This is a genomic window from Enterobacter sp. MGH 24 (assembly GCF_000493015.1).
Lineage (GTDB): Bacteria > Pseudomonadota > Gammaproteobacteria > Enterobacterales > Enterobacteriaceae > Enterobacter.
The window spans coordinates 1957741-1983778 of sequence record NZ_KI535657.1 but is presented as its reverse complement, the minus strand read 5'-3'; the positions used below and the strand labels follow the sequence as shown (position 1 = coordinate 1983778).

Sequence of the window (26038 nt, the reverse complement as noted above, 5' to 3'; positions counted from 1 at the left end):
CAACGTTAAGGAGTCTTTATGAACGCACCCACCATCCTCACCGGCGACCGCCCAACCGGCCCGCTGCACCTCGGCCACTTCGTCGGATCGCTGCGCCAGCGCGTGGCGCTCCAGCAGACGCACAGCCAGTTTGTGTTGATTGCCGACCTGCAGGGGCTGACCGACAACGGCAGCAACCCGCAAAAAATTCGCGACAACATCCCCGAAGTGCTGGCCGACTACCTCGCCGCCGGCATCGACCCGAACCTGACCACGATCTGCCTGCAGTCCGCCCTGCCCGCCCTCGCCGAGCTGACGATGCTGTATATGAACATCGTCACCGTCGCCCGCGTGGAGCGTAACCCGACGGTGAAAAACGAGATTGCGCAGAAGGGTTTCGCCCGCTCGCTGCCGGTCGGGTTTATGGCCTACCCCATCAGCCAGGCGGCGGACATCACCGCGTTTAAGGCCGAGTGCGTGCCCGTCGGCGACGACCAGCTGCCGATGATTGAGCAGACCAACGAGATTGTGCACAAGATGAACAGCCTGCTGCCCGCTCCTGTGCTGCGCCACTGTAAGGCGATGCTGAGCGACACCAGCCGCCTGCCCGGCATCGACGGCAGCGCCAAGATGTCGAAATCGCTGGGCAACACGCTGCACCTTTCGGCCAGTGAAGAGACCATCCATCGCGCGGTAAGCGCGATGTACACCGACCCGAATCACCTGAAGGTGAGCGACCCGGGGCAGATTGAGGGGAACGTGGTGTTTACGTACCTCGACGCGTTTCACCCGGACAAGGACAAAGTGGCGGCGATGAAGGCGCACTATCAGGCGGGCGGGCTTGGGGACCGGGTATGTAAGAACGAGCTGGAGGTGTGCCTGCAGGAGCTGATTGCGCCGATGCGGGAGCGGAGGGCGATGTATATGCAGGATAAGGGCGAGCTGATGGCGATGCTGAAGCGCGGAACGGAACGGGCGCAGGGGGTGACACAGGAGACGTTGAGGGAGGTGAAGGTGGGGCTGGGGGTGCCGGTGTTTAGTTAAGTTAGATTTAGCGGTGGAGTGCGTGGAATTGGCATGAAGCCGCTAACTTGATTATTACGGAAATCAGCGAGGCGCAATAAATTCTGAAATGCATTATTAGTCAATGTTGTTTGTCATTCTGTTGAGAGCGCTATATTCATAGACTCTTTATATTTTTCGAACGTCGTAGCAAATGTTATGAGCAAGTTTATTATTTACATGCTGAATATATTTTTTTGTGGTTATGTGCTGACTATATGCCTCATTTCTTTGGTTAGTTTTGATAACTGGGAGGACCGTACGATCGCAATAACAATCATATTAGGAAGTGCACAGCTTATTGCGACATTACTTAATCGGGTGCTGCCTCATAAGTTACATATTTTAGGGGGGATAGCTGAACTGATAGAAGGTCCGCTATTAGTTATTGGCGCGATTGTGTGTCTGGATGTGTTTGAACCCTGGCCGATGAAGATTATTGGGATGTTTACGTGGATTGTTTTGATTTTCTTTGTACCTTCAATAATAAGTCCCAAGCGTTAACTCGGTCTATTAATCAATGTCTACGTCATTTCTTCACCCACGGAATCCAACATAATGTACCCCACTCTTTCGCAGGTCATTGAGGTTGTACGTCAGTCCTCGGGACATCATCGCAAGCGCATTGATAAGAACACCCTAATCGAAGCCGACCTCGATATATGCGGCATGGATGGCGATGTCCTGATTGAAGACTGCGAGGAAGCGTTTGGCGTTACGCTCGTCACTGAAGAAGATGGTTATGAGAAAATTTTTTCCCTCGCTGAAAACGAGTTTCTTTTTAGCACCGAGGGCATAGATTACTTTGGTATCTGCCGCTTGATTCGCAGGTTGCGAGGCATTCCGGAACCTGTGATACGCGATTTAACCGTTGGCGAACTCCATGCTGTGCTGGTTAAGGCTGTGAAAGAACAAATACATCATGATTGAATTACTTTTAGCGTAGTGCGGGCATGTGCTCATATGCCCGCACTCGTTAGTCTTAAGTTTAAACGGCCTTCCCACTCCCCCGCTTAATCACCGGAACATCACCTGTATCATTCAGCGCTCCCGGAAAGGTCTTCAACCACTGTGCGACTTTCTGCTTATTGATATTCACCACGCTCATACCCTCCAGGCATCCCCATAATTCTCTTGTATGCTGCGGCGTAATCACAATGCAATCTTTCATGGCGCGGATTTTCACGGGCATGCCGTTGATAAAGCCTGCACGGGTTAACCAGTCCCCGCCCAGAAGAAGATATTTCATGTCTATGCGAGCATAGAGTTCGCAGCAGGCGGCACTGTCCTGCGGCGTTTCCGCTCGTGGATGGAGGGGCGCCGCGTTGGGCGGGTTGCCGTGCAGACGGCGGGCGCTGTTTTTGCGTACCAGCTCGCGGTTTTCAATCATGCCGGTGAAAGCGTCTGATTCTGTTTTGCAAACAGTAAACTCTGGCTTAAAATTCGTCACAGCCATTTTCAACTCCTGATTAGTTGTTGGTGGTTAGCGGTATGGGGGTGTTGCAGCACCTTCATATCGCGAATTCTCTCTTTAAATATTCTTTGATACTTCCTTTTGCCATTCGGCTAATTTCTGATGGTCATTATACAGGGCTGAATATAAATACAGCGGTTTGGTGTGGGGCAAATTTGAAATTTGCGAGGAAGATTCAGGAAATAGTGTTGTGTGCGGTATGGTCATGTTTTTGTTGATTGCAGGTTGATTGGTCTGGGTTTTGCGAGCATCATCGCAATTATTTACCTTCTTCCGTAACGCGATGGCTTCCAGCAAAACTCTCGAACAGGCAATTGCCGATATCACCATCTGGCGCAAAGGCGAACAGCGTGCGCCGCATAAGCCTTTATTGCTTCTGTACGTGCTGGCGAACTATCAGCAGGGACATGCGCGACTGTTTGATTACGGTACTGAAGTACGCGATCAGCTACACAGCCTGCTGGAACGTTTTGGACCACAGCGTGCACAGTACCGTCCTGATATGCCGTTCTGGCGTTTACAAGGTGATGGCTTTTGGGAACTACAAAACGCAGAGCGCTGTTCCACATCAGGTACCAGCAAACAACCCCCTGCGGGGGAGTTGGTTGAACATCATGTTGCAGGTGGTTTTGACGAGCAGCATTACTCTCGTTTGATAAACAGTAAGAACCTCATTAACTCTATAGCTCAGCAAATCCTCGAAGCACACTTTACCGAAAGCATCCAGGAAGAACTTGCCGACGAGTTGGGATTCGATCTCCTGCAAATTCGCAAACAGCGCGATCCCTTATTTCGACAGCAGGTATTGCGAGCCTATAACTATCAGTGCGCCGTTTGCGGTTTCAATATGCGACATGATAATACCTCTGTCGCACTTGAAGCCGCTCATATTAAGTGGAAGCAACATGGAGGACCATGTGAGATCGCGAATGGTTTAGCTCTCTGCTCAATCCATCATAAAGCCTTTGATAAAGGTTCTCTTGGAGTGGATGAAAACATGCGCGTTCAAATATCTTCCGCTGTAAATGGCAATAGCGTTGTATCCAGATTCTTTTGGGACTACGCAGGAGCTCAAATTCACCTCCCACTACAGAAAGAAAATTATCCGCAGGCTAGTTATATAGAGTGGCATATACGCGAAATTTTCAGAAAGTAATCGATACAATTTGGAGAACACAAAGATGCCGTTTCCTAGTTATAAAGAGATAGAGATCCCTTTACTTTTAAATATCTATAATCGGGGCGGAGAAGTAAGTTCTTCCTCATGTTATGAACCGCTTGGTAAGGAGTTCGACCTTACAGATGAAGAAATGAGCATTTTACTTTCTGATGGAAGCAACCGTCTCCAGTGGAACAATATGGTGCAATGGGCGCGCAATCAGCTTGTTGACTACAAGTACCTTCACAATGCAAAAGAATCGGGCCATGGCATCTGGAAACTCACTCAAGATGGCATCAAAAAAGCAGAATCGCTTTCAACCAAGTTAGAAATCGGCTACCCAGATGATGTGTCCGAAACCTTTTATGAGGGGGCTGTAAAGCGGATTAAAGTTAACAAGTACGAACGGAGCAAAACAGCAAGAGACAAATGTATAGACCACTACGGCTGTCAATGTAGCGTATGCAATATGGACTTTGAGAAAACGTATGGTGAAACCGGCAAGGACTATATTCACGTACACCATATCACCCCTCTCTCTGAGATTGGAGAGCGCTACAAACTCGATCCTGTAAATGATCTTCGCCCTGTCTGTCCCAATTGCCATGCAATGATCCACAGGCGAAAACCCTCACTTACTATTGAGGAATTGAAGGTCTTGATGACCAAAGCACAAAAAGAAAATGAATCGGCACAGAGTGAGTTAACTCAGTAATTCATCACTTTGGTCAACTCAACTTCACCCGTAGCGGTATTGAAGTACAAATAGAAAAGATCCCCGTTTACCTGATCGGGTTTTGACCAGATCTCCTTATCCCCAGGCGACGCTTTTCCTTTGTGTATCCCAGCGTTTCAAGATACGTGCGCAACGGTGCTACACCAGTGGCCCCTTTAAATAAAATGCTATTTGAAGGGGCATAACCATCACCGGGATGCGCCTCGAAATAGTAGTCGTCCGTGATACGCGGGGCGTTTTCAATATCCTTGTCAGTCAGCGTGTGATATTGGAAAATGTCATTTTCGGTGTAAACCGTTGTTTGATCAGAACCCGATGCCACGAGCCAGACAAACAGCCATCCGAGGATAAAGATTGTGGCGACCGAGAGTGCACACCACTTCAGGACTTTTAAAAAGATTTTCATAGCTTAGCTCCCATGAATGAGAGCGATGTGCCATCATTTGTAATGACCTAATCTTGCCGATACATGGACTGACCCCAGCCCGGTAGACGATCCTGCCCTAATAGTCCCACGCCTCAAACGCCAGCGGCATCTTATTGAGCAAATCCCGGCGCTCGCGCCAGTTAGGGATCAAGCGGTCCATATGCAGCCGAAAGCGCTCGTTATGATGACGCTCCAGCAGGTGAACCAGTTCATGCACCAGAATATACTCCAAACACTCAGGTGGCTTCTTGACCAGCTCCAGATTGAGCCAGATTCGCTTTGTGGTGGTATTACAGGTACCCCAGAAGGTTTTCATCTTTTTGATGCCCCAGAACGTTGGGGAAACACCGGTTCTGGCCTGCCATTCGGGCAGCAATTTGGCAACCTGCCGCTTCAGTTCATGCCGATAAAACTCGGTTAATACCAGCTCCTTATTTTCATTACTGGTTCCCGGCTGAATATAAAGCTGGAGTTTATTGTTTCCCGCGACCTTCACTTCATGGCGTCCCTGGCGCTCGATCACAAACAAGCGATACTTGCGGCCCCAAAGATAGTGGCACTCTCCGCTGACCATCTCCCGCTCGGATTGACGGGGCTGTCTGGCAAAATCCTGCTGCTGCTTTCGGATCCAGCGCAAGCGGGAAGCGACAGCCATCCGTATCGCCGTTTCCGTCATGTGTTCCGGGGCAGAAACGCGGACTTTGCCGTCGGGCGGCAGGACGTTGATATGCAGGTTCTTAATCGCTTTACGATTAACCTGCAAGCGCAGCGTGCCTATCTGCATGACCGGCATCAGTGGTATTCCTTTTGCTTGCGGGCAAGCTCAAGAACGTCATCAATATTGACGTTATAACTGGCGGTTTCTTCGCGTAGTGCACGGGCAAGCTCTCGTTCCTTAAAACGATCGCCAATCCACTCCGCTTTTTTGGTATAGCGGATTGTCGTATCAATACGGGTTGCCAGCACCTCGTCATGACCGAAGTTATCATAAAACGCACGCTTTGCCTGTGTATCCATTGTTTCAGGATAGGATGCTCCGTTGGTTTGTTCCGGGCGGATGACCTGCTTGCTCAAATCCCGGATACGCTCCAGGTACTGCTGATAATCAAGCGCATTCTGGCGGCGAAGGGTAATCAGTTCATCCAGCAAAAGCGACATGCGTCCGTAGTATTTTGGGTTCACCGGGTTTTCATCCACGATGGTTTTACGCACGTTGTTTTCGATGGTTTCCGCCATCGCATCCTGATTGTTGCGGATCTCGTCTGGTAGAGCCGCGGTTGCTGCTGCGCCTTTTTCAACAATCAGCTCAATCAGGCTTAACTCTTCGAAATCCATCAGCACTTCGCTACCATCGGCGCGAACGTACATGTCCAACAGGTGGCGCATGGCGGGTTCAAAGCGCTTCATGTCCAGCAGATCGCCGCTGGTCAGCTTAATGTCGTAGCGCAGTCTCTCGAATTTAGCGACTTCGGCTCGGATGCTTTCCACTTCTTCATCGGTATAACCCGCTTCCTGCATTTCATTTGCCAGGCTGGCGTAAGCGCGTAGCAGGCGGGCGACATTCTGATAGAACGATAGGCGCAGCGCCTCTTTTTCGCCTAATATCGTCTGGTTTTCCCCTGACTGGCCGCAGAAATAGTGCTGATAGTCAGGCAAATCGCGCGGTGCCCTGACGGGTTCGCACAGGCTGCGAACCACCTCCAGCGCGCTGTCAAGATCCAGCTTTGCCTGCTCCAGCCGATTTTTCAGCAGGCCATCAACATCATCGCGATCGTAATCGTCAAACGCACCCGTGGTGTAATCGGTTATCGCTTTATCCAGCGAGCGGAACAGATCTTTATAATCGATAATATAGCCGTACTCTTTATCTTCCCCATCCAGCCGGTTTACCCGACAAATCGCCTGAAACAGCGTATGGTCTGTCATGGTTTTATCAATATAAAGATAGGTGGCGGACGGTGCGTCAAAGCCAGTCAGCAGCTTATCCACGACGATAAGCAGGCGCATTTGTCCCGGCTCATTAATAAAGCGCTGCTTAACGTCTCGCTCGAACTCGGCGATACGCCCGGCAACCTTCTCTTCGCTTTGCTCAAAGTAGTCAGCCAGCATTTTGCGGTAGGTCGAGAATTTAAACAGTTTCTCGGTCAGGCCCGCTCCGGTTTCTTCACCTTTGATACTGGCCGCGTCGGGACGGAAGCTGGTCACAATCGCCACTTTTCCCGCCAGATCGGTCTGGCTGAACATCTCGTAAACCTTACAGGCCTGATACACACTGCTGCATACCAGCATGGCGTTGCCACGCCCGTCCATCAGGCGCGGACGGGTATCCATATCCAGCAGAATATCGTTAACGATCTGCTCCAGCCGCGACTTACTGGACAGCAGTTTCTGCATTGAGCCCCATTTCTGCTTAAGCTGGGTTTTGGCTAAATTCGACAGGCCGCGCGTTTTGGCTTCAAACCAGTCATCGACCTTTTTCTCCGACGTCAGATACTGGTCAATATCGCGGGCCTCATAGCGCAGATCCAGTACCACGCCGTCTGCTACTGCTTCATCAAACTTATAGGTATGGATATAAGGGCCGAACACTTCCACCGATTTCTTTTTATCTTTCTTCATCAGCGGCGTGCCGGTAAAACCGATAAACAGGGCTTCCGGCAGAATAGCGGTCATCGCATTATGCAATTTGCCGGACTGCGTACGGTGGCACTCATCCACGAAGACAAACAAGTCGCCTTTGGCCCGGAACGTTTTAGTCAGAGATTGTTGCAACTCGGTGATGAAGTCGTCAGTTGCAGCAGCGTCTTCCGCCTCGCTACGACGACCAAACTTATGCACCAAAGAGCAGATGAGCCACGGGTTCGGATGGTTAAGCGTCGCAATAAGGTCGTTGCCGCTAGAGGTGCGATAAATCTCTTCATCCACACCCATAAACACGCTTTCGATCTGTTCATCCAGCTCGGTGCGGTCGGTCACAATCAGCACGCGTGAATTGGGTACGTTTTCACGGATCCACTTCGCCAGCCAGACCATCGTCAGGCTTTTACCCGATCCCTGCGTGTGCCAGATAATCCCGCCTTCACGACGGGCAATATGCTGTTTAGCTGCCTCGACGCCAAAGAACTGATTATGGCGACAGAGTTTTTTCACTCCAGCGTCAAAGGCCATGTAGTTATGGACGATATCCAGCAGCCTTGATTTGCTGCAAAGGCGGCTTAAATGAAAGTCGAGTTTATGCGTGTATGTGCCGGTATTCTCTTCTTTCCACTCCAGATAATATTTTTCCGGCGTTTCGATGGTGCCGTAGCGCAGTCCCTGCGTATCGTTACCTGCCATCACCAGTTGCATGGTGGTAAAGAAATTGCGGATAAATGTTTTCTTTTGATTATCGAGATTCTGCCGGATGCCTTCGCTAACGTGGACAGACGAGCGTTTAAGCTCAATCACTCCCAGCGCGATGCCGTTAACGTACAGCACCAGATCCGGGCGCTTGCTGTATTCACCTTTGACCGTCACCTCGTCGGCGATGGCGAAATCATTGGCTTCAGGATTTGCCCAGTCAATAAGCCACACGGTCTGATTCTGCTCGCCCGCGCCTTCCTTTTCCTTCACGCCGTAACGCAACAGGCGATAGACCTCTTTATTGGCGTAATACAACTTCTTGCCTTCGCCCAGCGCAGCTGCGGAATCCAGTTGCCGAAGCACGCGGGTGATCAGGGTATCGCTGACGCCGCGCCGCTTGAGCCATGCGCTCAGTATGTCAGTGTTGATATTGCTGTCACCGGCATATCCTGCGCTGCGGCCCAGATAGCGGTATCCCAAATCCTTAACAAAAAACTGGATCAAACGCTGCTGTGTGGCGCGTTCGCGCTGGCCGATAGTGCTCAAAGGGTGCTCTCCCTAAATGTTCAGCAATGGAACTCCATCACACGGTTTATGGCGAATTGAAGATGATTATCATCAAACAGCTTCATCTTACGGCTGGCCCAGCGTTCACCGGCAGGCCACTGGTGTAGCCCCTCTTTTACTGAATCTAGAGTGGGCTGGCATTCTCCTCGGGTCAGCAGCCAGTCAACGGTCGCCAGCAGCTCCAGACCAAACGGTGATTCAAAGCCGTCAATCAACTGACTGACCTGCTCAAGCGCCGGTAGCCACTCTTTGGCCTCGTTATTCAGCCAGAGGTTGACGTGTTCTTTTTCCCGATCGTTAAACCAGATCACGTCCAGCGGCTGGCTGTCTGGGATGCGTTTCTCGGCTTTCAGATAGGTGCCGTCCAGCGCATTAAGCAGATGGTTCAGGTTGGGGGAAAAGGGACCGTAATTGTGCGCCTCAAAGCGCAGCTTTAAAACGTCCTCCTGCTGGTGCAGTTCAATAGCACGTTGTAACAGCCATGCCAGCTTCTGGATTTCCAGCAGGCTGCACTCCATACCCAGCACCCAGTAGCGGCGCACAAGTTCAGCGATCATCGCTCTGGCGGGAGTAAGCTTTTTTACGCCGGTGTTCTTGGCGACGTTCTGGTATTTTTCGGTAGGCTCATAAATCAGAATTTCCGTGTCCTGAAGGTCGCCTAGCGCAGATTCAATCCGCGCCCGCACGTCTGGCCAGTTCAGGCCGCCGTTGCCCGCGCCCAGCGGGGGAATAGCGATGGATTGCACTTTCTCTTCGATCAAAAAGCGGCGTAGATCCTGCAAACCTTCTTCGATCCACTCCATGCGGGAGTCGGCGCGCCAGTGCTGCTTGGTAGGGAAGTTGACGATCCAGCGCGGCCCCATTAGTTCGCCGGTTTCGGTAATAAACATCTTGCCGGTCATGACCTGCTTTTGTTTGCAGGCGAGGGCATAGGATTTCATATTGTCGGGGAAGCGCTCTTTGAACATCAGCGCGATGCCTTTACCCATGACACCGACGGTATTAACCGTATTCACCAGTGCTTCCACGGGCGCATCCAGTAAATTGCCTTGTGTATATGTCATCATGAGAAGTACCACCCGGCCCGTGCGTGAACGGGCATTGACAGATTGCGTTGCGACAGCCACTGCTCTAATTGTAACCTGACGCCATCGTTGTAACAAATCATCCCGACCAGCAGTGTGATTGGGCAGTGCTGCCAGATTAACGCCTCGGCCTGATAGCGTTCAAACTTGGCAAGATCGTCCTGATCGCGACGGAAATCCCTCGCCTGTAGGATAGGCCAGTCGATCCGGTGCAGATTGTCCAGATCGGTATAATAATTAGCCAGATTATAGTAGGCATGGCTGTCGGTAAACACGAAGGGGACTTGTTGTGCCGCCACATGTCGCAGGCTGCTGACCAGAATGACGATTTCTTCATTAGGGCGCTGCTTAATGCCGCCGCGCCCGCTGCGGATATTCATCAGCATCGGCGAGAAGGGAGTAAAGTAAAATGGCACATAGTCATGCAGCGTCCCGCCTGTACCGGCAGGCACCGGGTGCCCGGCGCGTTTGCCGATCAGCTCCGGGTTGCCGATATTGATCCAGTTTTCCGCCTGAACCGGGCTGTTGCCGCAGTGCAGACCGTTGTCCAGTATCCACGGGATATTGTCCCGATGGACAATGCGCCAGATCAGGGCTTTTTCCGGGTTGAGATTAGCGCTGTAATCATAGGCCACAATCAGGCTCCGGGGAACATATATGGGTTAACGGCAATGAATATACTAAGCCTATATTTTTCTTTTAAGGCGATAACGGTTCTCTCTGTTGCGCGATCAGGGACATAAATACTGAAAAAATCACTGGATGGTACAATGGCAGGAGATAAGCATTCCGCCATGCAGATATGCCTACATTCATCCTCTGCGTAAGCCCTACGATTCATTGTATCCCAGTCGATATTTTTTATCCCCGTGTCATAATCCAGTAGCGTGATATTGGCTCCAGCTAAAGGGTGTCTGGGAATGATTTTCCAGTTATTTTTCTGGGCATGATCGCGATGAACAGTGATAAGGATGAACTTTTTACCTCGGTTATCGAGGTGAACTCTGCCATCAAAAGGGTTCCCGGCAAAAAAATGAAAAGGAACAAATTCTTCTAATCGCAAAGCGCGACGTGAATCGATGATGTCAGGGTCGGCAACATCTGAAAACTCCCTTAACAGACTACGTGGCTTTAATCCATCCGAAAAAATAGCTTCCAGATTATTAATGTCCGTTAAGTGAAAAATCAGCTTTTGCTCTCGAATATCAACCATTTATTTAGCTCCTTTCCATGAGTCGGGTTTTCCCGGTTAACAACTCTTGCATCATCCCCTGTTTTAGCTGGCGGGTTTTGTCAAGACGCTGTCGCAGGGTTTGAATGTCCTTGTCCATATCGGAGAGAATGGCGGCGATGGCGGTTTGTTCTTTTTTATCAGTTGGTAAGAACAACGGTATTTTTCTGATTAAACCAGCCGTATAGCTTAATTGTTTTGTCCCCTGACAGTATTTAAATGCCAAGGTATCACCATTGTAAACATACCAGTGATAAAGATAGTTACTATCCAGTTTATTATTGGGATAGATAGCCATACAAGACTGATTTGTAGCAGAAGGTTTACCGACAATCCCACAAGCGCCGCGTGTTCCTGCGGCTTCAAGACCTGTTATCGCCATCAGGAATGTTCCTGTTGGATGAATTTTCAGATTTGTATCTTTAATAGCACCGTCACTAATTTTCTCTATTGTGTCATTAATAACACAATAATTGAGCTCACCACTGGTGATCCAGCGGTTGTTTCCTTTGTAATATTCAGTTACGCCACGATATGGTGTTGCTCCACTTGAGCAGGAGTCTATAACATCATTCAGTATAGTAACTGTCCAATCCTCAGGAATATCCCCCAACTCACTCTTTTTATATCCCTTAACAGCCCCATCGTCCCGTAGCGCAAACTGTGGCAAACGGGTTTTACCTGTAAGTAGTTGCTGCATGGTGGCTGTTTTTATGGCCTGTTTTTTAGCGATAAGTTTTTCTGACGCTATAATAAAGTCGTCAACATCCGATAATGTATCAGCAATAGCACGTTGTTCTTTCCTATTTTTGGGACATGGAATCAAATATGTTTTTATAGCAACTAGCGGTACGCGACGATGTCCCGCACTTCCCACCATCTCTGATTCCAGAGACGACCTGAATTTTTTCTCAGTTGTCCAAAAATAAATGAAGCGAGAATCGGAATCTTCATTTTCTCTTAATACATGAAATTCAGTACTACCAAAGCCTACGTTAGTAGGTAACTCAGCGGTATGGCATCCCTTTCCATTTTCAAAACATGGGGTTATTTTAGCTAACAAAACATCCCCTTTTTCAAAGTATGTGAAACCGCTTTTAACTTCTTTAAAAGGAAGTCGTATACTATTTTTTAATTTTGCATCCTCACTAACATCCTGCATCCCAATAAACGAAACAAGCTCATGATCGCTGACGTTTATTTTCTTTATGTTTGTTTTAAACAAGTTGCCAAATGGTACGCACTCCCAATCCTGCGGAATAATCCCCACCTCAGTCAGCTTAAACCCCGCAGGTACGCCTTTCTCCGTCGTACCCGACCGCTGCTCACTCACCATTAAATCCACCATCACCACACCAGCCCCATCGCCCGCAAATGCCCGGCCACCTTCTCGTTCAACGCTTCAACGGACGCTTCCAGCGCCGGTAACGGTTCGGCATAGCGCTCTTCCAGCTCCTTCACGCGCTCCGCCAGTTGCTGGGTGATGCGCTCAATCTCCGCCTTAATCCCGGCCTGCAACGTCGCCAGCCATTTGTCCTGCACCACCAGCACCTTGATCGCCGCTTCATCCAGAGTGGGATAATGTTTAAACACCGCGCGATCCAGCGCTTCCTGTGCGGCTTTCAGCGCTTTTTTCGCATTCGCCTCTGCTTTAATCAGCGCCAGGCAGCGGGTCAGCGCCGTCAGCTCATCCGGGTCGGCAGTGGTTTTCTTCAATTTTGTCAGGCGAGCATTGACCAGCTTTTGCGTCACCTTATCCTTATCATTCTTCACCTCGGCCAGCAGATCGTCTTCCCCGGCCTGCTCCTCGACATACTCAGCTAACTGACGGCTGGCTTTTTCGCTGCGTTCCTGTGCGTGGTTCAGCGCATCCAGCAGCTCCGGGAAACAGCGAATTTCTACCAGTGAACGGGGCAGCACATCAGCCTTGTAGCGCCGCTTGTCAAACTCAAAATCATGCGCTTCTTTCCAGACGTTTTTGCCGTCCTTGCCTTTTCCCGGCTGGAGTTCGCGAATTTGCGCGGCGGCTTGCCAGCCTTCCTGCATAATCACATATACATCGTCCTGCATGGCATCGGCCCAGTAGTCCATTAGGATCTGGTACACGCTGTATTTGTTCAACAGCTCGCTGTTGGCGTACTGCGCCAGCAGCATCTCGCCGATATCGTGGATCAGTTCCTTCGGTTTATCGCCTTTGCCAATATCCGCCAGCGCCGCCTCTTTCACCCACGCCTTAAATGGCAGCAGGCTACGGGTGGCAAAATCCTTAAATTCCTTATGCGCTAGAATGGTAGGTTTCACCAGCTGTGCCTCTACCTGCGCCCAACAGTAGCCGGGGCGAGCGTCGGTAAACAGTACGTCGCGCAGGGCAGGGAAGACTCGCCAGTAGTCTTGGAGAGCATCAACATCACGTGCCGGAATACCGCCCTGTAAGTGTGCGGTCAGATCGTGCAGATCTTCCGGTTCGCCGCCATCGATATAGCGGGGGATATTCAGGTTGTAATTATTTTGTTCGCTGGCAATTTCACTTAACGGCACCATCCGGCTGTAGCCGGGCACCGTGCGCTGGTGGTTAAACACGTCCACGATGCGGTGAATATCCCGGCTGCGCAGGCGGTTCTTATTGCCGTCCTTGATAAAGCCCCGGCTGGCGTCGATCATAAAAATACCTTTGCGGCTGTGGGCATGTTCCTTGTCAATCACGATAATGCACGCCGGGATGCCGGTGCCGTAAAACAGGTTGGCCGGTAAGCCGATAATGCCCTTGATATAGCCCTGTTTTATCAGGTTTTGGCGAATATTCGCCTCGGCGTTGCCGCGGAACAGCACCCCGTGTGGCAGGATCACCGCCCCTTTGCCGGTGCTTTTCAGGCTCTTGATAATATGTAGCAGAAAGGCGTAATCGCCGTTCTTCTCCGGCGGGACGCCCCAGACGAAGCGCTCAAACGGGTCTTTCTTCGGATCCAGTCCGCTGGTCCAGTTTTTATTTGAAAACGGCGGGTTCGCCACAGCGAAGTCAAAGGTTTTCAATTTGCCGTTGGCCTCTTTCCACTGTGGATCGCTCAGGGTATTGCCCTGCCAGATTTTCGCGGTGGCATTGTTGTGCAAGATCATGTTCATCCGCGCCAGCGCGCTGGTGGCGTTGTCCATTTCCTGCCCAAAGATCGACAGCCCGCGTCGCGTTTCGTCGCTGACTTTGAGCAGCAGCGAGCCGGAGCCGCAGGTCGGGTCGTACACAGTGGCATCCTGCGGCGTATCGGGCGAAATGCCGATCACCTTCGCGAGAATGCGCGACACCTCTGCAGGAGTATAAAATTGTCCCTTGCTTTTACCGGATTCGGTGGCGAAGTGGCGCATCAGATATTCATAGGCATCGCCCAGCAGATCATCGCCATCGGCCCGGTTGCTGGAAAGATCCAGCCCCTCGAAGATACCGACCAGCTTCGTCAGGCGGTCAATCATCTCCTTGCCTTTACCAAGCTTGTCTTCGTCGTTGAAGTCAGCCTCGTCGATGACGCCTTTCAAATCGTTCTCTTCCGCCAGCTTGCGGATGATTTTGTTGATTTTATCGCCGATTTCTTTATCGTTCTTCAGCGCGATCATATCGTCAAAGCTGGCCCCTTTCGGGATAAGGATAATGCCGTCGGGATCGCCCTTATATTTGTCGGACACATACTTCATAAACAGCAGGGTCAGCACATAGTCCTTGTACTGGCTGGCATCCATCCCGCCGCGCAGTTCGTCGCAGCTTGCCCACAGGGAGGAGTAGAGTTCGGTTTTCTTGATAGCCATTAAATATCTCGTTCCGCGCGATGACGTGCCGTAAGCAGGTTACAGCAGATCGGTGTTCAGTCCGGCGTCTTTCAGCCGACGGGTTAAGTTACGCATTTTGCTGAATTCGGTGCCGAGACTCTGGCTCAGACCGGTGCCTTCGCAAAAGGCTTTTGCCGTAATGTGTTCCAGTTCGTCGGCATATTTGATCATTTGCAGATGCAGCTCGACGGTATATTGGTTACGTGGCGCGTTGGACAGCGCCTGCTGAATACGGCGATAAATATCGTTTTCGTTCATAAATAGAGTGCAACTGTCGACTTACTGAGTAATTTAGCTAAATTAGCTAAACGCGGCCTCGGATTCAAGAACTAAGGTAATTCGCAGTGTTATCTGAAGGATTTTTGAACGGTGTTAATTTCTTCCACCACATTAACTATTGCTGTATTACATACATATGAATGCAAGCCTGGAATACACAGTTATTACAGCAATAAGTATCTTGAATCGACTAGATCTAGAACAAATGAAAAAGCGAGGAAAGCCTTACGGATACTGAGTTCCAGACACAAAAAAAGCCGCCCTTAAGCGACTTTGATTTGCATCTTTTGGTGCCGAAGGCCGGACTCGAACCGGCACGTATTTCTACGGTTGATTTTGAATCAACTGCGTCTACCGATTTCGCCACTTCGGCACTGAAGGGGATGCGTAAACGTTGTGGATTATACCTGTCGCGCGCCGCCATGCAAGCGACGACGCGCTAAACCCGCGCTAAGTGCCCAAAAAACCAGCGCTACCGTCAGTCCAGCTCAGACACCGCCAGCCGAATCACCCTCGCCGCCTTCTGCTCCGGCAGCGCCAGCACCTTCGCCCACATCTCCTGCACCATATCGCAGGAGAGCTTCTCTTTGCCCGCCGCCTTCTCCGGCGTCTGCAGCAGCTGGATGTCCTCACCGTACTTATCGGCAAGTTCTTTCATAATCGGCCGCACATCCTCGACAGCCGCCTCGCGTTCGGCCGGGGTCACGGTGTGGCGGTTTTTGCCGTAGGCCGCGCGCATCATGTCGGCGTCGGCCTGCATGCGCCGCGTCATCAGGTCTTTATCCAGCATGCGCATCGGGTTCACGCCGCCCTTCACCATCGGGTAGAGGAAGCGGAAGCAGGCGTCGTCGCTCACCTTCTGGATGGCAGCGGTCTGCTCCATGTTGATGGTCATGTAGTTCACCACGTTGGCGTCCGGGGCGTTCTGCAGGCGCGACATCTGCAGATGCAGGATCTGCGGCTGGATGGTGTCGATAATCTGCTGCTCCGGCTCGCCCGCTTTTTGCAGGGCGGCCATCTGGTCGAGGATGCGCTGATGCAGCGCGGGCTCCTGCTCCTTAATCACCTGCCAGGCGGGCATCGCGTTGAGGGTGGTATCAATCTAGTGTTCGGGGGCACGCTGCTTATCGAAGAATACCCAGAACGCCACGGCGGCAACCGCGACGACGACAATCACAATACGGGTCCACGTTTTATTCATCTCGCATCCTTATCCTTTCGCTATGCCGGTTTACACCGGCACGCCGCTATGGAAGCGAAACTCGTTGTCCGGTGTCGAGATAAGTGTGGCTTCAATTTCGCCAAAATGCTGTATGCGCGGTGAGATATCGTCGTCGCTCACCTGCTGCGCCAGCGTCAGGTAGTCCTGATAGTGGCGTGCTTCCGAGCGCAGCAGCGAGAGATAGAACTTCTGCAGGTCGTCGTCGAGGAACGGAGCCAGCGCGGCGAAGCGTTCGCAGGAGCGGGCTTCGATGTAGGCGCCGCAGATGAGCTTGTCGATCAGCGTCAGCGGTTCGTGAGTGCGCACGTCCTTCAGCATCCCTTTGGCGTAGCGGCTGGCGGTGATTTTGACGTACGGAATGTCGCGCGCCAGCATCGCCTCTCGCACCTGCCAGAAATGGTGCAACTCCTCTTTAATCAGCAGCACCATGCTGTCGATGAGCGCCTGGCCCCACGGGTCGTCGGTTTTGGGCATCACGCTTTTGCCAATCTGCCTGTGCAGGGCGATGAAGTCCGGCTCCGGGCCGTCGCGGAAGGTGAACTGTTCGTAGGGTTTGAGCCAGTCGAGCAGCGCGTCGGCACCGCTTTCGTCGGCGACGTATTTACGCACCAGCAGCAGCGCGGTCTGGGCGGCCTTGAGCTCGCACACCATGTGGTCGGTGAGCAGCAGCGGCAGGTTCGCCGGGTCGCGGGCTTTATCAATCCATGCTTGCGGGGTCGGGCACTGGAGGAAGTTGAGTACGGGGGCGAGTATCTGCGGGTAATCCATGGTTCTGCCTTGAAAAAAGCGGTGGCGCGCGCCACCGCCTGAAACGCTTAGTGACGCACGCCGTCGTCGTCTTCGTCGACGTAATCTTCGTCGTCGCCTTCTTCGCCGTCTTCACCGTTCGGATCTTCGAAGTAGGTTCCCCAGCCGTCGTATTCCACGTCAAACTTCTCGGCCAGGTTCATCAGCTGTTCGACCTGCGCGTCGATAAGCTCCGCCTTCAGCGCGCCTTCGCTCAGAATGTCGCAGCAGATGACGGTGTCGCCCTCTTCCACTTCCAGCTCTTCCGGCTCGGTCACTTCGTAACCCAGCTTGAAGGCTTCTACCGCCAGTTTTTCCAGCGCGTCGAAATCATCCGCAGAGAAATGGTGCTCGATGGTGTACAGCGCGTCCGGATCGCTACCGTCTTCCAGCAGTTCTTCAATAATCAGACGCGTCTCTTCGCGTTGCTCTTCCAGGTGTTCCGGGTTTGCCATGGCTCAATCCTCTTTAAAGTGCGGCAGATACTTCTATTTTCACACACGGACGGGTTTGCCTCCACCTTTGTTGGAAAGATTTGTGAAACGGGGTTGCAAATGAATAATTACACATATAAAGTGAATTTTAATTCAATAAATGGCGTTCGCCATGTGAGGATAAAATGTCTGATCTGTACAAGAAACACTTTCTGAAATTGCTTGATTTTACCCCTGCACAGTTCACTTCTCTGCTGACCCTTGCCGCACAGCTCAAAGCCGATAAAAAAAATGGCAAGGAAGTACAGAAGCTTACCGGTAAAAACATCGCGCTCATCTTCGAAAAAGACTCGACCCGTACACGTTGCTCTTTCGAAGTTGCCGCATTTGACCAGGGCGCGCGCGTCACGTATTTAGGGCCGAGCGGCAGCCAGATTGGGCATAAAGAGTCAATTAAGGACACCGCACGGGTGCTCGGGCGGATGTACGACGGCATTCAGTATCGCGGCCACGGCCAGGAAGTGGTCGAAACGCTGGCGCAGTATGCGGGCGTGCCGGTGTGGAACGGGCTGACCAACGAGTTCCACCCGACGCAGCTGCTGGCGGACCTGCTGACCATGCAGGAGCACCTGCCGGGCAAGGCGTTTAACGAGATGACGCTGGTTTACGCGGGCGACGCGCGCAACAACATGGGCAACTCGATGCTGGAAGCGGCGGCGCTGACCGGGCTGGATCTGCGCCTGGTGGCCCCGAAGGCCTGCTGGCCGGAAGAGAGCCTGGTGGCGGAGTGCAGCGCGCTGGCGGAAAAACACGGCGGAAAAATTACTCTGACGGAAGACGTGGCGGCGGGCGTGAAGGGCGCGGACTTTATCTATACCGACGTGTGGGTGTCGATGGGCGAAGCCAAAGAGAAGTGGGCGGAGCGGATCGCGCTGCTGCGCGGGTATCAGGTGAACGAACAGATGATGGCGCTGACCGGCAATCCGGACGTGAAGTTCCTGCACTGTCTGCCGGCGTTCCATGACGACCAGACCACGCTCGGCAAGCAGATGGCGAAAGAGTTCGATCTGCACGGCGGGATGGAAGTGACGGACGAGGTGTTTGAGTCGGCGGCGAGCATTGTGTTCGACCAGGCGGAAAACCGGATGCATACGATTAAGGCGGTGATGGTGGCGACGCTTGGGGAGTGATTGGCTCCTCTGCGGTCTGATGTCCTCACCCCGGCCCTCTCCCACAGGGAGAGGGAGAAAACCCTAAAAACGACAACAGCGTTATCGTCAGGCAGAAAAATTCATTTTACTGACGCTTTCTCAACTAGACATTAACCATAATAAGAATTTATGTTTTTATTAACCATTATTTATTGAGTAGATAATGGTTAATATCAGGTCATTATCAATTACAAAACACCGTATATTATCGGCGTAATATTTCCTTATTGCTGCATTTCGTTAATAAGGATTATTTATGTCATGGAATAAGCATGAAGCTGTGTCATACGCCCGTAGCCACGCACTAACCCATACTGGACACTATTGCGCTCGCGCAATCGCCGCCGCCATTCGAGCAGGAGGGCTTAAAATCGAAGGGGCAAACGCCAAGGATTTCTGGCGTTCTCTTGAAAAAGCAGGGTTCTCAAAAGTCTATGGCACCCCCATAGAGGGGGATATCGCGGTGATTGATGCCTTGCCCGGCCCGAATCAGTACGGACATGTCTGTATTTACGATGGCGCTGGAACCTGGTATTCAGATTTTAAACAGAGAACACTGTACCCGGGGCCAACCTATCGCCAACTTCAGCCAGCAATAACCTTATACAGGCATTATTAAAATGAATAAGCTCATCTTAATTGTGTTATTCAGCACAGCCGCATTGGGGGCCGAAGATTTTCAGATACCGATGCAGCGCGCCCTTGAATTCAATCGCTGGTACGTCAAACAGGTGAACAACGATCGTTATCCCATCCAACAGGGAAATGAAATCGATAAGTTCGTTACGGCCAGCACCATGAAAAAATTACGTCATGCAGACGATCCCCGTTATGCCGACGCTGAATTTTACGAGGCTGATTTTTTTATGAAATCGCAGTATATCGGCGAGGACTGGGCTGAGAATGTGGCTATTGATTCGTATGATTCAGACCCGGTCTGTGTAAACGTGAATATCACGTTTGGCAAAAAGACCCAGCACACAGTCATTGATTGCATGGTGAAAGAAGATGGGATCTGGAAAATCCAGTCTGTCGCTGCTCGGGATAATAATTGATGCCCCCGCTAACAATAATGTAGCCGGGTGGCGCTGCGCTTACCCGGCCTACACAACCCGTAGGCCCGTGCAAGCGAAGCGCCGCCGGGCAAATCAGGTGACGATGCGGCCTGATGCCCTTTCTCCCACAACCCGCTCTACTCAATTGATTTTTCACCCCGAAAAAGGTACGTTTTCGCCTTAATTCCAGCGTGGACATGCCAGCATTATGCCGATTATTCAGTCTGTTGAACGTGCGTTGCAGATCCTCGACCTGTTCAACGAGCAGGCCACCGAGCTTAAGATCACCGACATCAGCAAACTGATGGGGCTGAGCAAGAGTACCCTCCACTCGCTGCTGAAAACCCTGCAGCTTCACGGCTATATCGATCAGAACCCGGAAAACGGCAAGTATCGCCTCGGCATGAAGCTGGTCGAGCGCGGTCATTTTGTCGTGGGCTCCATCGATATTCGACAGAAGGCGAAAGGCTGGCTGACGGAGCTGTCCCAGCGGACCGGGCAGACGACCCATCTGGGGATCCTGGACGGGCGTGAAGGGGTCTATATCGAGAAGATTGAAGGCAAGCTGGCCGCCATCGCCTATTCGCGCATCGGCCGCCGTCTGCCGGTTCACGCCACCGCCATCGGCAAGGTGCTGATTGCCTGGCTGGGCGAACCCGAGCTGAACGCCCTGCTGGAAGGCTATCAGTACACCACCTATACCCCTTCCACCCTCGCCTCTCGTGAAGAGCTAATGGCCGCCCTGACGCTGACCCGCGAGCAGGGCTATGCCCTTGACAGCGAAGAGAACGAGCAGGGTGTGCGCTGCGTGGCGGTGCCGGTGTGGAACCACGAGTCCCGCGTCATCGCCGCCCTGAGCCTGTCGACGCTTACCTCCCGCGTGGACGACGCAGAGCTGGCTAACTTCCGCGAGCAGCTCCAGCAGGCCGGGCTCCAGCTCTCACGCGCGCTGGGCTACCCGGCCTGAGCCGTTAGGCCGGCTCGTAGGTGAAGTAGTCGAAGTCCGCGTGGCAGCCGTCGCCGCTGATGTCCTCGCAGTGCAGCCCCACAAATGCGCCGGTGAAGAAGCCGCGCCCGCCGATGTAGTCGTCCGACAGCTTCCACGCCTCATAGGTTACCGGCACGGCGTGCCACGTCTCGCCGTCGAACGAGTAGCTGTAGCGGTAGACCAGCGTATCCACATCTACCCGCAGCCAGACGCTCTCCGCACTCTCCGGCACCGGAATGGGCTGCTCGTGCAGCGGCCATGACGGCACGTTGTGGTCGAGCTGAATAACCTTGATGGTTCTCCCCTGCCCCTCCTCGTAGTCCACAAAGCAGTAGCTCCAGTTTTTGCTGTTGTAGTAGCAGGTCAGCCCCGCGCTCTGCTGGAAGTGGACCGGCGAGAACTGCATCCGCGTTTCTGAACGAAAAGCGAAGTGCTGCCAGCGGCGCGCCACGGTCGACTGGGTAAAAGTCGAGTTGAGCGAGTCGTTGCCGTAGAGCCGTAAATAGCCGGGGCGCGCGGTGAGCGAGCCGAGGGTGTCGTCGAACGGAACGCGCAGGGTCTGCAGTTCCGGGTCGAGCGAACTGGCGTCGAAATCGTCCCGCCAGCTGTGCTGAACGGCAGCGGGCTGCTCGGCAATCTGCGGGCCGGGCACGGTCAGCTGCGCGTGCTTGCCGCCTTCCACGTACGGCCAGCCGTCGCGCCACTCAATGCGGGCGATACCGGTCTCACGGCCCAGCGGGCAGTAGCCGCGTCCGCCGGAGGCCAGCAGCGGCACGCCGGGCAGGCGCAGCGGGCGGCTGGTGAGGTAGGCCATGTACCACTCTCCAGTGTGGGTCTGCAGCAGCGAGCCGTGGCCGCTCTTCTGCAGCGGGTTCTCCGGCAGGTGCCAGCTGGTCATCATCGTCACGTCCGGGTGAAGCTCGTACGGCCCGTCGATGGTTTTTGCACGCAGCATCACGACGGCGTGCTCGTAGCTGGTGCCGCCTTCGGCGACCATCAGGTAGTACCATCCCGCGTGGCGATACAGGTGTGCGCCCTCGGTGTAGCAGAGCGGCGTGCCGGTAAACAGGGTTTTGCGCTCGGGCGAGAGGGTGCCGGTCTGCGGGTCAAACGCCTGCATCACGATGTTGTTGTGCGGGTTGCTGTGGTGGCGCGGCCCCCACGGGCGGTAGATATAGTACTTGCGGTCATCGTCGTCGTGGAACAGGGACGGATCGAACCCGCCGTTGCCCATCGGGATCGGCTCGCTCCACGGCCCCTCGATGGACGGCGCGGTGACGAGGAAGTTGCGGCCGTTTTTCCACGGCGAGTCGACAATCTTCACGTCGGTGTAGAGCAGCCAGAATTTGCCGTCGGCGTAGCTCAGGCACGGTGCCCAGATGCCGCCGGAGTCCGGGTTGCCCTTCATGTCCAGCATCGACACGCGGTCCAGCGGGGTGCTGACCAGCGACCAGTTTTTCAGGTCGCGGGAGTGGTAGATGCGCACGCCCGGGAACCACTCGAAGGTCGAGGTGGCGATGTAGTAGTCCTCGCCCTGGCGGCACAGGGACGGGTCCGGGTTGAAGCCGGTGAGTATCGGGTTAGTGATTTGCATAGTGCCTCCGGTTAATGGGATGCGGCTGTCGCTGCGTCGGGAACGGCCTCGCCCTGCGCCGCGCGGTGTTTGATCAGCTGCTGGCTGATGGCCTCCACGCGGGCGTCGGTGAGCTTATAAAACGACAGCATGATGAACATGCCCGCGTAGAGCACCACCGGCACCACGCAGAACAGAATTTTGATGGTGGTCAGCACTTCAACCGGCTGCACGCTGCTGCTGGCGGAGTAGTTCACGTACGCCAGGATCCAGCCCACCACCGCCCCGCCAATCGCCAGGCCAATCTTCAGGCTGAACAGGTAGGTGGAGAACACCAGCCCGTCGAGGCGGCGCCCGCTGCGGCTCTCCTCGTAGTCCACCACGTCAGAGGCCATCAGCCACTGCAGCGGCGTGGTGGTGTTAAAGACGAACAGGAACAGGATGTTGAGGGCGAAAATCAGCGCGATATGCTCCGCCGGGGTGACGAAAATCAGCAGGCTGATCAGCGAGTAGGCGACGATGATCCACTTGAAGGCGGTAACGCGGTCAAAGCGGCCCAGCAGGCGGGAGGAGCAGAGCGAGCCGAACATGGTGGCGAGGCTGCCGTAGAGTAAGAACTGGGTCGCCATCTCCGGGTGATCCATCACGTATTTCACGAAGTAGAGCGTCGCCCCGCCGCGCACCACGTTAGAGCAGGTCGCCATCATCTTGAACGCGCACATGATCCGCCACTGGCTGTTGCCCAGCAGCAGCTTAAGATCTTTCGCCACCGACGAGCCCGGCTGCACCTCAAAGGTGTAGCGCTCTTTGGTGGTGAAGAAGCAGACGTAGAGCAGCACCACGCCGCTCAGCCCGAGTACGCACATGGCGCCGAAGTAGCCCACCTGCTCGTTCCCTTTGCCGATGATGCTCACCAGCGGCAGCGCGATGCCGCTGATGGCGAGCGAGCCCGCCGCCGCCAGGAAGAAGCGCCAGGACTGCAGGGCGTGACGCTCTTTCGGGTCGGCGGTAATGACGCCCGGCATGGCGCAGTACGGCACGTTAACGAAGGTATAAACCAGGGTCAGGAGAATGTAGGTCACGCAGGCGTAGATGATCTTGCCCTGCGCGGAGAAGTCCGGCGTGTAGAAGGTCAGCACGCAGACGATGCCAAACGGGATGGCACCCCACAGCAGAAACGGGCGGAACTGGCCGTGCCGCGTGCGGGTGCGGTCTACCAGCAGCCCCATCAGCGGGTCGGTCACGGCGTCGAGCACGCGGGAGACCAAAAACAGCGTGCCCATAATCCCCGCCGACAGGCCGAAGACGTCGGTGTAGAAGTAGGCCAGCAGGAACATCGTGGCCTGCCAGACGAAGCCGCAGGCGGTGTCACCCAGCCCGTAGCCAATTTTGTCTTTCATGGTTAATTGCGTCATCAGAATTACACCCTTATGTAGTGTGCTGAATTACAACATCGTGTTAATGGAGTGTAATGAGCTGTTCAATTAACCAGCAATGGTCATATCTTATTTCTGAATTACGTTATTTTGCTTTTGTGACGCCAACGATATATCGCAACTTATTGTTTAAATTGATAAATAACAGGAACAGCAAAACCGCCCGCGGAATATTTCCCGCAGACGGTTTTATCTCTGAAAATAATTAAATGCCGAGCGCTTTTTTACCGGCGTTAATTACCTCAATGATTTTATCGGTGTCATAAATGCAGCCTTTCCAGGTGCCGCCGCTCACCGACTGCAGCGCCGCCCACAGCCGGGTATCGTCCGGCAAAAAGTCGTGGGCATGCAGGTCCGGATGCGTCTGCCTGACTGCCAGCTCGCGCGCCCCCTCTTCCGGCGTCAGCGGGTTGTCCGCCGTGCCGATAAAGTTCACGCTGCCTGTTAACGTCAGGCGGTCGACCGCAATCTCGATGATGTCGTTGTCGCGCAGCTTGCCAATCGGCCCGCCCGCCAGCGCCTCCGGCGACACGTGGCCGAAGCAGGCGCCCGTCGACACGCCCGAGAAGCGCGCATCGGTGATTAACGACACCGTTTTGCCCCACGAGATATGCTTGAGCGCGGAGGTGAGCTGGTAGGTCTCTTCCATGCCGGTGCCGGACGGCCCGCCGCCGATCACCACCATGATATCGCCCTGCTTAATCTCTTCCCGCTTGATGGCCTTAATCGCCTGCGCTTCCGAGACAAACACCCGCACCCGGCCGGTGTGGCGGTAAACGCCATCTTCGCCCACCACCGACGGGTCAATGGCCGTGGCCTTGATCACCGAGCCTTCCGGCGCGATGTTGCCCGTCGGGAAGCAGACCGTCGAGGTCAGCCCTTTCGCTTTTGCCTTCTCCGGCGGCAGGATCACGTCATCCGGATCCACGCCGTCCTGCTCGCGCAGGCACTGACGGAAGCGCGCCCGGCGCTCGGACGCCTGCCACCAGTCGAGGTTCTCGCCCACCGTCTGGCCGGTGACGGTCATCGCATCAAGATGCAGCAGGCCGAGATCGCGCAGGTGGAGCATCACCTCCGGCACGCCGCCCGCGAGGAAGGCGCGCACGGTCGGGTGATAGTCCGGGCCGTTGGGCAGCACGCTGACCAGGCGAGGCACCCTGCGGTTAACCCGCGTCCAGTGTTCAACGTCCGGAATAGTGCAGCCCGCCGCGTGGGCGATGGCCGGAATGTGCAGCAGTAAATTGGTTGAGCCGCCGAACGCCGCGTGGATCACCATCGCGTTTTCGATGGCTTTATCGGTGAGGATATCGCGCGTGGTGATGCCGCGGTTATCCAGCTCGCTCACCGCGCGCGCCGACTGGCGGGCGATCTCCAGCCACACCGCCTGTCCGGACGGCGCCAGCGCGGAGTGCGGCAGCGCCAGGCCCAGCGCTTCCGCGACCACCTGCGAGGTGCCCGCCGTGCCGAGGAACTGACACCCACCGCCCGGCGACGCGCAGGCGCGACAGCCCAGCTCGGCGGCCTCCTGCAGGGAGAGTTCGTGGTTGGCGAAGCGCGCGCCGATGGTCTGGACCTTGCCCGCGTCTTCGCCCACGGTCGGCGGCAGCGTCGCCCCGCCCGGCACCAGAATGGTCGGCAGGTCGTGCATGGAAGCCAGCGCAATCATGGTGGCGGGCAGCCCTTTATCGCAGGTCGCCACGCCGATCACCGCCCGCCGCGTCGGCAGGGAGCGAATCAGGCGGCGAAACACGATCGCCGCGTCGTTGCGGTACGGCAGGGAGTCGAACATGCCGTGCGTGCCCTGAGAACGGCCGTCGCACGGATCGCTGACGAAGGCCGCAAACGGGATCCCGCCGTTGCGGGTGATCTCCTTCGCCGCCGCCTGCATCTGCATGCCGATTTCCCAGTGCCCGGTGTGGTAGCCCAGCGCAACCGGACGCCCGTCTCCGGCGCGGATCCCGCCCTGGGTGCCGATGATCAGCACCTCTTTGCCGGTGAGCCTGTTGGCGTCCCATCCCATCCCGGCGTTCTGCGTCATGCCGAACAGGTTGCCGCTGGGAGATTCCATCAGCATCTGCGGAGTCAGCGGCAGCGCGCCCTGCGGCCCCGCCGCGTGGGTGATCACCGCATAAAACGCATCGTCCTGCGGGGTGAAAATTTTCTCGATGGTCATGGTTAT

At 54.2% G+C, this 26038-nt stretch carries 25 protein-coding genes, 1 tRNA gene and 1 pseudogene; 10 read left to right on the top strand and 17 right to left on the bottom strand.

Annotation, left to right across the window (positions count from 1 at the left end):
- Positions 1-18 precede the first annotated feature (18 nt).
- The 3 genes from trpS (at position 19) to L370_RS12465 (ending at position 1971) form a co-directional block, all read left to right on the top strand.
- Entirely contained in the window at positions 19-1023 is a 1005-nt protein-coding gene (gene trpS, locus L370_RS12455) for a tryptophan--tRNA ligase (protein WP_023334347.1), read from the top strand.
- Positions 1024-1200: 177 nt separating this feature from the next.
- Positions 1201-1545 (top strand): hypothetical protein, encoded by a 345-nt coding sequence (locus L370_RS12460; RefSeq protein WP_023334346.1) that lies wholly within the window; start codon positions 1201-1203, stop codon positions 1543-1545.
- A 54-nt stretch (positions 1546-1599) separates the two neighbouring features.
- The gene (locus L370_RS12465; RefSeq protein WP_023334345.1) at positions 1600-1971 is read left to right on the top strand and encodes a hypothetical protein; all 372 of its coding nucleotides are present in this window, start codon (positions 1600-1602) and stop codon (positions 1969-1971) included.
- A gap of 58 nt (positions 1972-2029) precedes the next feature.
- Here the strand turns inward: L370_RS12465 and L370_RS23195 are convergent, their stop codons facing one another.
- The gene (locus tag L370_RS23195; protein ID WP_023334344.1) at positions 2030-2497 is read right to left on the bottom strand and encodes a SymE family type I addiction module toxin; all 468 of its coding nucleotides are present in this window, start codon (positions 2495-2497) and stop codon (positions 2030-2032) included.
- 301 nt (positions 2498-2798) lie between these two features.
- Between L370_RS23195 and L370_RS12470 the strand changes: the two genes are divergently transcribed.
- Together L370_RS12470 and L370_RS12475 are read left to right on the top strand one after the other, a co-directional pair.
- Entirely contained in the window at positions 2799-3671 is an 873-nt protein-coding gene (locus L370_RS12470; RefSeq protein ID WP_023334343.1) for a phosphorothioated DNA-binding restriction endonuclease, read from the top strand.
- 25 nt (positions 3672-3696) lie between these two features.
- Complete coding sequence (locus tag L370_RS12475) at positions 3697-4389, top strand: winged helix-turn-helix domain-containing protein (RefSeq protein WP_023334342.1); 693 nt, start codon at positions 3697-3699, stop codon at positions 4387-4389.
- Positions 4390-4456: 67 nt separating this feature from the next.
- Here L370_RS12475 and L370_RS22310 read toward each other — a convergent pair whose 3' ends face one another.
- The 13 genes and pseudogenes from L370_RS22310 to rraB form a co-directional block, all read right to left on the bottom strand.
- On the bottom strand, positions 4457-4816 hold the full coding sequence (locus L370_RS22310) for a hypothetical protein (RefSeq protein ID WP_023334341.1): 360 nt from the start codon (positions 4814-4816) through the stop codon (positions 4457-4459).
- Between the two features lie 97 nt (positions 4817-4913).
- The gene (locus L370_RS12480) at positions 4914-5630 is read right to left on the bottom strand and encodes a M48 family metallopeptidase (RefSeq protein WP_023334340.1); all 717 of its coding nucleotides are present in this window, start codon (positions 5628-5630) and stop codon (positions 4914-4916) included.
- Positions 5630-8725: a type I restriction endonuclease subunit R gene (locus L370_RS12485; protein WP_023334339.1), complete on the bottom strand. Its 3096-nt coding sequence runs from the start codon at positions 8723-8725 to the stop codon at positions 5630-5632. The genes L370_RS12480 and L370_RS12485 overlap by 1 nt, the downstream gene beginning before the upstream one ends.
- 20 nt (positions 8726-8745) lie before the next feature.
- Complete coding sequence (locus L370_RS12490; RefSeq protein ID WP_023334338.1) at positions 8746-9813, bottom strand: type II toxin-antitoxin system antitoxin DNA ADP-ribosyl glycohydrolase DarG; 1068 nt, start codon at positions 9811-9813, stop codon at positions 8746-8748.
- Complete coding sequence (locus L370_RS12495) at positions 9810-10466, bottom strand: type II toxin-antitoxin system toxin DNA ADP-ribosyl transferase DarT (protein WP_023334337.1); 657 nt, start codon at positions 10464-10466, stop codon at positions 9810-9812. Before L370_RS12495 ends, L370_RS12490 begins: the two co-directional genes overlap by 4 nt.
- Before the next feature lie 2 nt (positions 10467-10468).
- Entirely contained in the window at positions 10469-11044 is a 576-nt protein-coding gene (locus L370_RS12500; protein ID WP_023334336.1) for a DarT ssDNA thymidine ADP-ribosyltransferase family protein, read from the bottom strand.
- Between the two features lie 4 nt (positions 11045-11048).
- The gene (locus L370_RS12505; RefSeq protein WP_023334335.1) at positions 11049-12410 is read right to left on the bottom strand and encodes a restriction endonuclease subunit S; all 1362 of its coding nucleotides are present in this window, start codon (positions 12408-12410) and stop codon (positions 11049-11051) included.
- Positions 12410-14854 (bottom strand): type I restriction-modification system subunit M, encoded by a 2445-nt coding sequence (locus L370_RS12510; protein ID WP_023334334.1) that lies wholly within the window; start codon positions 14852-14854, stop codon positions 12410-12412. Before L370_RS12510 ends, L370_RS12505 begins: the two co-directional genes overlap by 1 nt.
- Positions 14855-14893: 39 nt before the next feature.
- Positions 14894-15133 (bottom strand): HTH-like domain-containing protein, encoded by a 240-nt coding sequence (locus L370_RS12515; protein WP_023334333.1) that lies wholly within the window; start codon positions 15131-15133, stop codon positions 14894-14896.
- A gap of 309 nt (positions 15134-15442) precedes the next feature.
- Positions 15443-15527: transfer RNA gene (locus tag L370_RS12520), tRNA-Leu, on the bottom strand.
- 105 nt (positions 15528-15632) lie between these two features.
- Positions 15633-16355, bottom strand: a pseudogene (locus tag L370_RS12525) (topoisomerase II).
- Positions 16356-16385: 30 nt separating this feature from the next.
- On the bottom strand, positions 16386-17144 hold the full coding sequence (gene miaE / locus L370_RS12530; protein WP_023334330.1) for a tRNA isopentenyl-2-thiomethyl-A-37 hydroxylase MiaE: 759 nt from the start codon (positions 17142-17144) through the stop codon (positions 16386-16388).
- Positions 17145-17191: 47 nt separating this feature from the next.
- Positions 17192-17617 carry a ribonuclease E inhibitor RraB gene (gene rraB / locus L370_RS12535; RefSeq protein ID WP_023334329.1) on the bottom strand — a complete coding sequence of 142 codons (426 nt, stop codon included), beginning with the start codon at positions 17615-17617 and terminating at the stop codon, positions 17192-17194.
- A 99-nt stretch (positions 17618-17716) separates the two neighbouring features.
- Between rraB and L370_RS23610 the strand changes: the two genes are divergently transcribed.
- The 5 genes from L370_RS23610 (at position 17717) to xynR (ending at position 20829) form a co-directional block, all read left to right on the top strand.
- A complete protein-coding gene (locus tag L370_RS23610; protein WP_219811098.1) occupies positions 17717-17812 on the top strand; it encodes a putative translational regulatory protein ArgL in 96 nt (31 codons plus the stop codon).
- Positions 17782-18786 carry an ornithine carbamoyltransferase gene (gene argF / locus L370_RS12540; protein WP_023334328.1) on the top strand — a complete coding sequence of 335 codons (1005 nt, stop codon included), beginning with the start codon at positions 17782-17784 and terminating at the stop codon, positions 18784-18786. Before L370_RS23610 ends, argF begins: the two co-directional genes overlap by 31 nt.
- A gap of 277 nt (positions 18787-19063) precedes the next feature.
- Positions 19064-19426, top strand: a complete 363-nt coding sequence (locus L370_RS12545; protein ID WP_017383896.1) for a hypothetical protein — start codon at positions 19064-19066, stop codon at positions 19424-19426.
- 1 nt (position 19427) lies between these two features.
- On the top strand, positions 19428-19862 hold the full coding sequence (locus tag L370_RS12550) for a DUF3828 domain-containing protein (RefSeq protein ID WP_023334327.1): 435 nt from the start codon (positions 19428-19430) through the stop codon (positions 19860-19862).
- 208 nt (positions 19863-20070) lie between these two features.
- Positions 20071-20829 carry a DNA-binding transcriptional repressor XynR gene (gene xynR / locus L370_RS12555; RefSeq protein WP_023334326.1) on the top strand — a complete coding sequence of 253 codons (759 nt, stop codon included), beginning with the start codon at positions 20071-20073 and terminating at the stop codon, positions 20827-20829.
- Between the two features lie 4 nt (positions 20830-20833).
- On the opposite strand, the gene L370_RS12560 is transcribed toward xynR, so the two are convergent.
- The 3 genes from L370_RS12560 to yagF all read right to left on the bottom strand — a co-directional run bounded on the left by L370_RS12560 (position 20834) and on the right by yagF (position 26032).
- Positions 20834-22444, bottom strand: coding sequence for a glycoside hydrolase family 43 protein (locus L370_RS12560; RefSeq protein ID WP_023334325.1), 1611 nt, complete (start codon positions 22442-22444; stop codon positions 20834-20836).
- 11 nt (positions 22445-22455) lie between these two features.
- Complete coding sequence (locus tag L370_RS12565) at positions 22456-23838, bottom strand: MFS transporter (RefSeq protein ID WP_023334324.1); 1383 nt, start codon at positions 23836-23838, stop codon at positions 22456-22458.
- 226 nt (positions 23839-24064) lie between these two features.
- Positions 24065-26032, bottom strand: a complete 1968-nt coding sequence (yagF, locus tag L370_RS12570) for a xylonate dehydratase YagF (RefSeq protein WP_023334323.1) — start codon at positions 26030-26032, stop codon at positions 24065-24067.
- Between the last annotated feature and the right edge of the window lie 6 nt (positions 26033-26038).

Excerpts from the sequence above, each read along its gene's own strand:
- trpS (WP_023334347.1), top strand. The coding sequence starts at position 19 with ATGAACGCACCCACCATCCTCACCGGCGACCGCCCAACCGGCCCGCTG.
- L370_RS12460 (WP_023334346.1), top strand. The coding sequence starts at position 1,201 with ATGAGCAAGTTTATTATTTACATGCTGAATATATTTTTTTGTGGTTAT.
- L370_RS12465 (WP_023334345.1), top strand. The coding sequence starts at position 1,600 with ATGTACCCCACTCTTTCGCAGGTCATTGAGGTTGTACGTCAGTCCTCG.
- L370_RS23195 (WP_023334344.1), bottom strand. The coding sequence starts at position 2,497 with ATGGCTGTGACGAATTTTAAGCCAGAGTTTACTGTTTGCAAAACAGAA.
- L370_RS12470 (WP_023334343.1), top strand. The coding sequence starts at position 2,799 with ATGGCTTCCAGCAAAACTCTCGAACAGGCAATTGCCGATATCACCATC.
- L370_RS12475 (WP_023334342.1), top strand. The coding sequence starts at position 3,697 with ATGCCGTTTCCTAGTTATAAAGAGATAGAGATCCCTTTACTTTTAAAT.
- L370_RS22310 (WP_023334341.1), bottom strand. The coding sequence starts at position 4,816 with ATGAAAATCTTTTTAAAAGTCCTGAAGTGGTGTGCACTCTCGGTCGCC.
- L370_RS12480 (WP_023334340.1), bottom strand. The coding sequence starts at position 5,630 with ATGCCGGTCATGCAGATAGGCACGCTGCGCTTGCAGGTTAATCGTAAA.
- L370_RS12490 (WP_023334338.1), bottom strand. The coding sequence starts at position 9,813 with ATGATGACATATACACAAGGCAATTTACTGGATGCGCCCGTGGAAGCA.
- L370_RS12500 (WP_023334336.1), bottom strand. The coding sequence starts at position 11,044 with ATGGTTGATATTCGAGAGCAAAAGCTGATTTTTCACTTAACGGACATT.
- L370_RS12505 (WP_023334335.1), bottom strand. The coding sequence starts at position 12,410 with ATGGTGGATTTAATGGTGAGTGAGCAGCGGTCGGGTACGACGGAGAAA.
- L370_RS12510 (WP_023334334.1), bottom strand. The coding sequence starts at position 14,854 with ATGGCTATCAAGAAAACCGAACTCTACTCCTCCCTGTGGGCAAGCTGC.
- L370_RS12515 (WP_023334333.1), bottom strand. The coding sequence starts at position 15,133 with ATGAACGAAAACGATATTTATCGCCGTATTCAGCAGGCGCTGTCCAAC.
- miaE (WP_023334330.1), bottom strand. The coding sequence starts at position 17,144 with ATGGATTACCCGCAGATACTCGCCCCCGTACTCAACTTCCTCCAGTGC.
- rraB (WP_023334329.1), bottom strand. The coding sequence starts at position 17,617 with ATGGCAAACCCGGAACACCTGGAAGAGCAACGCGAAGAGACGCGTCTG.
- L370_RS23610 (WP_219811098.1), top strand. The coding sequence starts at position 17,717 with ATGAATAATTACACATATAAAGTGAATTTTAATTCAATAAATGGCGTT.
- argF (WP_023334328.1), top strand. The coding sequence starts at position 17,782 with ATGTCTGATCTGTACAAGAAACACTTTCTGAAATTGCTTGATTTTACC.
- L370_RS12545 (WP_017383896.1), top strand. The coding sequence starts at position 19,064 with ATGTCATGGAATAAGCATGAAGCTGTGTCATACGCCCGTAGCCACGCA.
- L370_RS12550 (WP_023334327.1), top strand. The coding sequence starts at position 19,428 with ATGAATAAGCTCATCTTAATTGTGTTATTCAGCACAGCCGCATTGGGG.
- xynR (WP_023334326.1), top strand. The coding sequence starts at position 20,071 with ATGCCGATTATTCAGTCTGTTGAACGTGCGTTGCAGATCCTCGACCTG.
- L370_RS12560 (WP_023334325.1), bottom strand. The coding sequence starts at position 22,444 with ATGCAAATCACTAACCCGATACTCACCGGCTTCAACCCGGACCCGTCC.
- L370_RS12565 (WP_023334324.1), bottom strand. The coding sequence starts at position 23,838 with ATGACGCAATTAACCATGAAAGACAAAATTGGCTACGGGCTGGGTGAC.
- yagF (WP_023334323.1), bottom strand. The coding sequence starts at position 26,032 with ATGACCATCGAGAAAATTTTCACCCCGCAGGACGATGCGTTTTATGCG.